Below are 8,659 nucleotides of genomic sequence, written 5' to 3' on the forward strand. Positions count from 1 at the left end.
GGTCCGCCGCGCCGAGTACGATCCGCCCCACACGCGCACGAGCTGGGAGGACGGACGGTGGGGCGGCTGACCGGCGGGGATCCCTCGCTGCTGCGAAGGATCAACTCCGCGGTGGTGCTGCACGCGCTGCGTGCCACGGACTGCGCGACGCTGACCGAGATCACCCGGGTGACCGGGCTGTCCCGGCCGACGGTCGAGGGCGTCGTGGAAGGGCTGATCGAGGCGGGGTACGTCGTCGAGAAGGCGGCCGACGAGAGCGTCGTGCGGCGGCAGGGGCGGCCCGCGCGGCGGTTCCGGTTCCGGGCCGAGGCCGGTCATCTGCTGGGCGTGGAGGTCGGGGCGCACCGCGTCGCCGTGCTCCTCGCCGACCTGGACGGCCGGGTGATCGGCGCACAGACCAAGGACGTCGACGAGACGGCGTCGGCGGACGAGCGCCTGGAGCGGCTGCGCACCGCGGTGGCCGAACTGCTGCGACGGGCCGGTGTCGCGCGCGGCTCCCTGCGGGCCGTGGGGGTCGCGACGCCAGGGATCGTGGAGGCCCACGGCACGGTACGGCTGGGCACCGCCCTGCCGGAGTGGACGGGGCTGCGCCTTGGCGATCGGCTGAGCCGCTCCTTCAAGTGCCCGGTCCTGGTCGAGAACGACGCCAACGCCGCGGCGGTCGCCGAGCACTGGAAGGGCGCCGCGACCGAGTCGGACGACGTGGTGTTCGTGCTGGCGGGGCTGAGTCCGGGGGCCGGTTCGCTGATCGGCGGGCGGCTGCACCGGGGGTACGGCGGGGCGGCCGGGGAGATCGGCGCGCTGCATCTGCTGGGCCGGGAGGCGACGCCGGAGACGCTGCTGTCCACCACGGACGAGCCCCTGCATCCGCTGGACGAGCAGGCGGTCGCCAAGGTGTTCGCGCAGGCACGTGAGGGCGACCAGCGGGCCCGCGCGGCCGTCGACCGCTTCATCCAGCGGCTGGTGCACGATGTGGCGGCGCTCGTGCTGGCCCTCGACCCGGAACTGGTCGTCATCGGCGGCTGGGCGGCCGGCCTGGACGGCGTACTGGACCCGCTGCGGCGGGAGCTGGCGCGCTACTGTCTGCGGCCCCCGAAGGTGGCCCTGTCGCTCCTGGGCGAGGCGGCCGTCGCGACGGGTGCGCTGCGGCTGGCCCTCGATCATGTGGAGGAGCAGCTGTTCGCGGTGGAGGGCACGGTGACCGCGCGCCGCTGACGGGCGGCGGCCCGGAAAAGGCCCGCCGCCCGTACGGAGGTGTCGCTCAGGACGCCCGGCGCTGCGGACCCGAGTGGATCTCCACGCCGCCGGAGTCCCCGAAGGTCAACCGACACGTGTCAGCTCGATACGTGGCGACGGAGAGCGCCGCGAGGCGGCCCTCGGCGAAGTAGCGGGTGGTGACGACGAGGACGGGCGCCCCCGGCAGCCGGTCGAGCTGCTTGGCGTCGTCCGCGCGGGCGGAGCCGAGCTCCACGGCGCTCTCCTGGCCCTCCAGCTCCAGCCGCTGCAGCTCCCGCAGCACCGCACGCGCGCGTGCCGCCCCGGACGGGGCGTCTATGGCGGAGAGCTCGGGCACCGACGACCGCGCGATGTAGAGCAGCTCGGCGGCGACGGGCTGGCCGTGGGTCGTACGGGAGCGGCGCACGATGTGCACGGGATGCTCTTCGCCGGTCTCCAAGGCTGCGGCGACGGCCGCGGGCGGCACCTCCAGGGTGCAATCGACGGGCTGCCAGTCGTCACCGGCCGCGCCCGGCCACTCGTGCTGTTCCGTGCCGACGGACACGCCCATGCGGGGCGGGGCGACGGTCGTACCGACTCCTCGGCGGCGCTGGAGCCTGCCTTCCAGTTCGAGCTGTTCCAGAGCCTGGCGGAGCGTGGCCCGGGCCACGCCGAAGCGGGCGGCGAGGTCGCGCTCGTTGGGCAGGATCTCGCCCACCGTGAACTCGGAGTCCAGTGCCTCACTGAGCACGGTCTTGAGATGCCAGTACTTCGGTTCCGGCACCGATTCCAGCTGCGTGGTCCCCACCCTGTCCTCCGCAATCGCCGTGGTCCGGCGGCGTTTTAGCGCCCTTGTTTATTAAAGGTTGTTGCACTTCTCTGCGACCATAGGGCGGCCCCCACCCTTGGTCAAGACCAATCAGACGGGGGGCTTGGAAGCGGCGCGAACGCCGGCCGGACGTCAGACGGAGGCCAGGGAACGCAGCTTGTCGGGGTTGCGGATGATGTAGACGGACTGGATACGGCCGTCCAGGACGTCCAGCTGGAAGACGGAGTCCGGCTTGTCCCCCGACAGCACCAGGAGCGCGGGACCTCCGTTGAGCTCCAGGAAGCGGAAGGACAGGTCCGGTACAGCGCCCTTCTGGGCGGCACCGTGGAGGAAGCGGCCCACCTTGTCCGCCGTCTCCAGGACCCGCAGCGGCGCCTTGGACTTGCCGCCGCTGTCGCCGACGAGGCGGACGTCCGGGGCGAGCAGGGACATCAGTCCTTCGAGGTCTCCGCCGCCGGCGGCGGCGAGGAACCGCTCGGTGAGGTCGCGGCGCTGGACGGGGTCGACCTCGTAGCGCGGCCGGCGCTCTTCGACGTGCTTGCGGGCCCGCCCGGCGAGCTGGCGCACGGCAGGCTCACCGCGCTCCAGCATGGCGGCGATCTCGGTGTACGGGTAGCCGAAGGCCTCCCTGAGGACGAACACCGCGCGCTCCAGGGGCGACAGCGACTCCAGGACGACGAGGACGGCGAGCGAGACGGTGTCGGCGAGTACCGCCCGCTCGGCGGTGTCGGGCACGGTGTCCCCGAAGTCGGTGACGTACGGCTCGGGCAGCCACGGGCCGACGTACGTCTCGCCCCGCGCCTTGACCTGGCGCAGCCGGTCGATGGCGAGGCGGGTGGTGACGCGGACCAGATAGCCCCGCGGTTCGCGCACCTCGCTCCGGTCGGCTGCCGACCAGCGCAGCCAGGCCTCCTGCACCACGTCCTCCGCGTCGGCCACACGTCCGAGCATGCGGTAGGCGACGCCCAGGAGGACGGGTCGGTGCTCTTCGAAGACGTCGGTCACGGTGTCGGTGGTCACCGCACCATCCCAGCCGACGCACGCGGTCGTGTCCAGGCGGCATGGCGCGCACCGACGCAAGGGGCTACCCGCCGGTAGCAATTGCTGACAAGCTGTCTACGCCGCGGTCGTCCAGTCGTCCATGAGTCCCCGTCGTCGTCCACGAGTCCCCGTCGAGGAGCAGCCCCATGTCCGCCACCGTCTCCTTCAAAGTGCCCTCCGCCCGGGGCACCCAGCCGGTCACCGTCTCCTACACGCGCGCGGGCAGAGGTGAACCGCTGCTCCTGCTGCACGGCATAGGTCACCACCGGCAGGCCTGGGATCCGATAGTGGACATCCTGGCGACCGAGCGCGACGTGATCGCCGTGGATCTCCCCGGGTTCGGCGTGTCCCCGGGCCTGCCCGAGGGCCTCGCGTACGACCTGCCGACGACCACCACGGTGTTCGGCGCCTTCTGCGAGGCGCTGGAGATCGACCGGCCGCATGTGGCGGGCAACTCGCTCGGCGGTCTGCTCGCTCTGGAGCTCGGCCGCGAGAGCCTGGTGCGGTCGGTCACGGCCCTGTCCCCGGCCGGGTTCTGGTCGCAGGCCGAGCGGCGCTACGCCTTCGGCGTGCTCATCGGGATGCGGCGCATGGCCGAGCGGATGCCGCTCCCGCTGGTCGAGCGGCTGGCGCGCACGGCGGCCGGCCGCGTCGCCCTGACCAGCACCATCTACGCCCGCCCGACCCGCCGTTCGCCCGAGGCCGTCGTCGCGGAGACGCTCGCGCTGGCGACGGCCACGGGCTTCGCCGAGACCCTCCGGGCCGGCAGCACCGTCCAGTTCACCGACGACATCCCCGGCGTCCCGGTCACCGTCGCCTGGGGCACGAAGGACAGGCTGCTCCTGCGGCGCCAGGGCGTGCGCGCCAAGCAGATCATCCCCGCGGCGCGGCTGGTCCGGCTGCCCGGCTGCGGCCACTGCCCGATGAACGACGACCCGGCACTGGTCGCGCGCGTCATCCTCGACGGCAGCCGCTGACGACAGGGCCTGGCTCGCCTCAGGAGCCGAGAGCTTTGAGGACCTCCTTCAGCCGAACGTGCCGTGCACGAGCACGACGGGGCGTGGGTGCTCTTCGGTCGGCGGGAGGTTCCAGTCGTCCTCTCCCGCCTCCACGTCGACGGTGGCGATGATCTGGGCGGTGCCCGCCTGGGCGAGTCCGCCCACGCGGTGGGGCGCCTCGGTGACTTCGGTGACGATGTCGTCCGTGTTGATTCCGGGAATGCGAGGGTTCAGAGAGCTCATGCTGCTGAGTCTCGCGTCCACCAAAGGCGACAACGATCCCTCGATCGAGGGAAAGAATTCATTCCATCGCGTCGATAGGGCTCGCATTTTCGAATGCGTTGCCGTGAGGGGCGATGGGGGTCACGCGGCCCATCGCGGTGCCTGTCGGGCGGTCGCGGCACGCAGGAGTCGTACGTACCAACTCCACCGGACCGGGCGGGCCACCCGGCCGGTCAGGGCCCGCTCGGCACAGTCCAGGCTGTGCTGGAACGCCGCGTTGTGCAGGGGGCGGAAGAACAGCAGCCAGCCCAGCCAGCGCAGCCCTCGCGGTCGGAGCACCAGGGTGTTGCGCAGGACGGTACGTGCCTGGTCGCGGCGCTCGACGCTGAATTCGTGGAAGCCCCTGAAGCCCCGGGGGCCGGTGAAACGGAAGCGCACCCAGTGGCCGGGCACGTAGTGGCTCACCACGTACCGCACCGGACCGTGCCCGCCACGGACGCCGACGGCCAGCGGCCGTTCGAAGCGGACGGGAGGCCAATCGGGCGGCCAGAGACGGTCGTTCTCACTGCCCAGCGAGTCGATCAGGGCGCCGACGGCCTCCTGCGGGGCGGGGAGCGAGCGTTCATGGACGTTGAGTACGGCGATCACAGGTGGGTGGCTGCCCGTCCGGACTGACCGATAAGCGTCGCTGCGCGGAGGAAAAGGATCTCCGGTTTCAACTGCCTTTCCCCGGGCCTGCCTTGTTCTTCCGTATTCGCGTTCGACGTCATGAGGGGTCGAAGATCGGCCAAGGTCGATGCGACCGGCGAAACGCGGAGGGGGAAACGGAAACCCGAGCGTAAAGAGAGATGAGATAGGCGCAACAAGCCAGACGAATATGCGTGGGGGGAGCAGGGACATGGCCGCAAGACGCGGAGTTCCACCGGGGGTGCTGTCGGGTCCTTGGCGCCCGCTGCTCGTCCAGCCTCCGCTGGCGGAGCTGCTGGGTGACCCCCTGGTGAACGCGGCGCTGATGGAGATGGGCCGGGTTCTTCCGCCCCGCATCGCGCTGCACTCGCTGCGGACGTTCCTGCTGGCCGACGCCCGCGCGCGGGTGCGGGGGATCGGCTACGACCGGGCCGGTCTGCTCGCCGCCGCGGTGTTCCACGACGCCGGGCTGGCCGGGGGCGTGGGGCGGGTGCTCGGTGGATTCCCGTGCCGTTCGGCCGAGTTGCTCGACTGCTTCCTGGCCGGGCACGGGGTGGATGACGGGCGGCGCGGGACGTTGACCCGTGCGGTCCGCGAGCACATGCGGGCCGTCCCCGCGCGGGACGCCGGCCCCGAGGCGCGGCTGCTGCACTTCGGGGCCTGGCTGGACGTCACCGGGCGCGGTGGCCGCCAAGTCCCCGGCGAGCGGCGGCGGTTGGCTGATCTCGCGCCCACCCCCTGGTTCGCCGTCTCGTTCTCCGCCCGGGTGGCCGCCTGTGCGGTGCGGCGGGCGCTGCCGGCCCGCTGAACACCCGCCCGCCCGGCCACCCGTTCCTCCCGTCGTGAAAGGACCGCAGACATGCAAGACGACCAGCGTGTTTTCGATGTCGCCATCGTCGGAGGCGGCATCGGAGGGACGATGCTGGGGGCGATCCTCGCGCGCCACGGCGTGCGCGTGCTGCTTCTGGAAGGAAGCGGTCACCCCCGGTTCGCCATCGGAGAGTCCACCGTCCCCGAGACCACCTTCGGCCTGAGGGTCCTGGCCCGCCGCTACGACGTCCCGGAGATCGAGCACCTGGCGACCAACGGGGCGCTGCGCCGCCATGTGTCGTCGAACAGCGGAATCAAGCGGAACTTCAGCTTCGTCTACCACCGCGAGGGGGAGCCCACCCGCGCCGCGGAATGCACCCAGTACCCCACGTGGGGGCCGCCACTGGGCCCCGACTCCCACTACTTCCGGCAGGACGTCGACGCCTACATGTTCCACGTCGCCGTCTCGTACGGCGCGACCGCCCACACCCACACCGTCGTCGACGACGTGAAGTTCGACGAGGACTCAGTCACCCTCGTCACGCGGGAACGGGGCACCTTCCAGGCGTCGTACCTGGTCGACGCCGGAGGAATGCGGGCCGTCCTGCCCGAACGGCTGGGGCTGAGGCAGGAACCGCCCTACCGCACGCGGTCGCGGACCATCTTCACGCACATGGTGGACGTCAAGCCCTTCGACACCGTGGCGCCCCCGCGCGAACAGCACAAGATGCCGAGCCCGTTCAGCCAGGGCACCCTGCACCACCTCTTCCAGGGCGGCTGGTTCTGGGTGATCCCGTTCGACAACCACACCTCGAGCACGAGTGAACTGTGCAGCGTCGGCGTCAATCTCGACCTCGACCGGTATCCGCGCCCCGAGGGGGTCTGCGCGGAGGAGGAGTTCTGGAGCCATGTGCGGCGGTTCCCCAGCGTGGCCCGGCAGTTCGAGCGGGCGCGGTCGGTACGGCCGTACGTCTCGACCGACCGCACCCAGTTCTCCTCGCGGACGGTCGTCGGCGACCGGTGGTGCCTGCTGCCGCACGCCGGCGAGTTCATCGACCCCCTGTTCTCCAGCGGACTCGCGGTCACCGTGATGGCGCTCAACGCGCTGAGCCACCGGCTGATCGACGCGGTACGGCAGGACGACTTCGACACCGCCCGGTTCTCCTACCTGGAACACTGGATCAAGCGGATGTTCCGGTTCTACGACGACCTGGTGTCCTGCAGTTATGTGTCCTTCGACGATTTCGACCTGTGGAACGCCTGGAACCGCGTGTGGACCATCACCACGCTTTACGGGACCAACGCCCAGAACCAGGCCGCCGTGACCTTCGAGAAGACCCGCGATCCGGCCTGCTTCGACGCGCTGGAGACGCCTCCCTACCGGGGTCTTCAGGGCGTCGACAACCCGTGGGTCGAGCGGCTCTTCGACCAGGCGCGCGACGCCGTACTGGCATACAGCGCGGGAGAGCTGACGAAAGAGCAGGCGATCACCCGCATCTACGACCTGCTGCGCGAGAGCGAGCTGTGCCCGGCCGTGTGGGGGACCCTCGACCCCGAAGAGCGCTGCCCGGCCGGGGTGTTCACCCTCTGGCCGCTGATGAAGATCCTGCTGTGGGGCAAGTACCGCTCGCCACGGCACGTCCGGGGCGCCTACTTCACCGGCGGTGCGCGGCTCGTGGGCAAGGAGGCGGTGCAGGCCTACGGCACCGAGCTGCGGCGCAGCACGTCCCTGGTGCACCAGACCGTGCGGGACATGTGGTTCAACTGGAACCGCGACTGGACACGGCGGCCGGCGCCCCGCCCGGAGAATCCCGGAGGTGAGCTTCACATGCAGAAATGACAGCGAAAGGAAAAACATTCCTGCGCCATCCATAAAGGCGAAATCCCGGTTTGCCGCCGCTGCGCCTCGGGTAAGAAAACCGTACGACCGAGAAATAAATTCCGGTCCGGTTCCCCCCACTTATCCGAGAGACAACGGGCTGCTATTCATATGGCGCGACATTCCACCTGCCCATCGCCCGCCCCATGCTCCTGGGATGAGATTTCCCAGCACCAGGACCGCCTCATGCGGCTGGTTCGCCGAAGACTCCCGAGTTATCAGGACGCCGAGGACTGCGTCCAGGAGACCATGACACGAGCGGCCGCGCACGCCGCGTTGGACAGAAGCCGGCTCGGCTCCTTCCTCACCTCGGTGGCACTTCGCCTGTGCATCGACTACTACCGCGACATGGAGCGCCGCAGCCGCCTATTACAGCGCGCGGCACTCCTGGACGACCCCGGGACCACCGAGGAGGACGTCTGTGACGAGGACTTCGGCCGGTGGCTCATGGACCAGGTCCAACACCTGCGCGGCCGGGAACAGGAAGTGATACTCGCCCGCGCCGCCGGGATTTCCACCGCGGAATTCGCCCGCATGCACAACATCTCCATCAAGGCGGCCGAGGCCGCTTTCACCAGAGGCCGGGCGCGCCTGAAAACGGCTTGCGCAAAAGCCATGGAAGGCCGCGTGGGACAGCCGTAAAAGGCGCTCCGCACACATCACGCACACACCGAAAGGAAACCGGTTCATGTCCAGCAACAAGAACATGCAGGATATCCTCAAGGACTTCGTGGGCAATATGGCCGACAGCAGCAAGGAGGCCTTCGACGACATTCTCAACCGGCCGGAGAAGCCGAAGTCGTCCGGGAATCCGGTCGAGACGCTGGCCGGTCTGCCGGCCAACGCGCTCGGCGCCCTGGCCGGGGTGGTCAATCCGGCGGCGGCGCTGGCGGGTGCCGTGAACCCGCTGGCGGCCCTGACGGGCGCCGGAGCCAATCCTCTGGCGGCGCTCACCGGCGCCGCGGGCGCGGCCAACCC

At 70.4% G+C, this 8,659-nt stretch carries 9 protein-coding genes and 1 pseudogene; 6 read left to right on the top strand and 4 right to left on the bottom strand.

What is annotated here, in order from left to right; all coding sequences use genetic code 11:
- Positions 1-57: 57 nt before the first annotated feature.
- On the top strand, positions 58-1,215 hold the full coding sequence (locus CLM62_RS23995) for an ROK family protein (RefSeq protein WP_095751965.1): 1,158 nt from the start codon (positions 58-60) through the stop codon (positions 1,213-1,215).
- Between the two features lie 46 nt (positions 1,216-1,261).
- On the opposite strand, the gene CLM62_RS24000 is transcribed toward CLM62_RS23995, so the two are convergent.
- Both CLM62_RS24000 and CLM62_RS24005 read right to left on the bottom strand, forming a co-directional pair.
- Complete coding sequence (locus tag CLM62_RS24000; RefSeq protein ID WP_095751966.1) at positions 1,262-2,023, bottom strand: GntR family transcriptional regulator; 762 nt, start codon at positions 2,021-2,023, stop codon at positions 1,262-1,264.
- A 153-nt stretch (positions 2,024-2,176) separates the two neighbouring features.
- The gene (locus CLM62_RS24005; RefSeq protein WP_095751967.1) at positions 2,177-3,064 is read right to left on the bottom strand and encodes an RNA polymerase sigma-70 factor; all 888 of its coding nucleotides are present in this window, start codon (positions 3,062-3,064) and stop codon (positions 2,177-2,179) included.
- Between the two features lie 167 nt (positions 3,065-3,231).
- Here CLM62_RS24005 and CLM62_RS24010 point away from each other — a divergent pair, with 167 nt between their 5' ends.
- Positions 3,232-4,062, top strand: a complete 831-nt coding sequence (locus CLM62_RS24010; RefSeq protein ID WP_095751968.1) for an alpha/beta fold hydrolase — start codon at positions 3,232-3,234, stop codon at positions 4,060-4,062.
- 48 nt (positions 4,063-4,110) lie between these two features.
- Here CLM62_RS24010 and CLM62_RS24015 read toward each other — a convergent pair whose 3' ends face one another.
- Positions 4,111-4,326, bottom strand: coding sequence for a hypothetical protein (locus tag CLM62_RS24015; RefSeq protein ID WP_257004053.1), 216 nt, complete (start codon positions 4,324-4,326; stop codon positions 4,111-4,113).
- 120 nt (positions 4,327-4,446) lie between these two features.
- On the bottom strand, positions 4,447-4,953 hold the full coding sequence (locus CLM62_RS24020; protein ID WP_373559181.1) for an SRPBCC family protein: 507 nt from the start codon (positions 4,951-4,953) through the stop codon (positions 4,447-4,449).
- A 250-nt stretch (positions 4,954-5,203) separates the two neighbouring features.
- Between CLM62_RS24020 and CLM62_RS24025 the strand changes: the two genes are divergently transcribed.
- The 4 genes and pseudogenes from CLM62_RS24025 to CLM62_RS24040 all read left to right on the top strand — a co-directional run.
- Positions 5,204-5,800 carry a hypothetical protein gene (locus CLM62_RS24025; protein ID WP_095751969.1) on the top strand — a complete coding sequence of 199 codons (597 nt, stop codon included), beginning with the start codon at positions 5,204-5,206 and terminating at the stop codon, positions 5,798-5,800.
- A 51-nt stretch (positions 5,801-5,851) separates the two neighbouring features.
- Positions 5,852-7,642 carry an NAD(P)/FAD-dependent oxidoreductase gene (locus tag CLM62_RS24030; protein ID WP_095751970.1) on the top strand — a complete coding sequence of 597 codons (1,791 nt, stop codon included), beginning with the start codon at positions 5,852-5,854 and terminating at the stop codon, positions 7,640-7,642.
- Between the two features lie 225 nt (positions 7,643-7,867).
- Complete coding sequence (locus CLM62_RS24035; RefSeq protein WP_257004054.1) at positions 7,868-8,323, top strand: sigma-70 family RNA polymerase sigma factor; 456 nt, start codon at positions 7,868-7,870, stop codon at positions 8,321-8,323.
- A 46-nt stretch (positions 8,324-8,369) separates the two neighbouring features.
- A pseudogene (locus tag CLM62_RS24040) lies at positions 8,370-8,659 on the top strand (hypothetical protein); the annotation flags it as partial.

Origin of the sequence: Streptomyces sp. SA15 (genome assembly GCF_002291145.1) — a bacterium.
GTDB lineage: Bacteria > Actinomycetota > Actinomycetes > Streptomycetales > Streptomycetaceae > Streptomyces.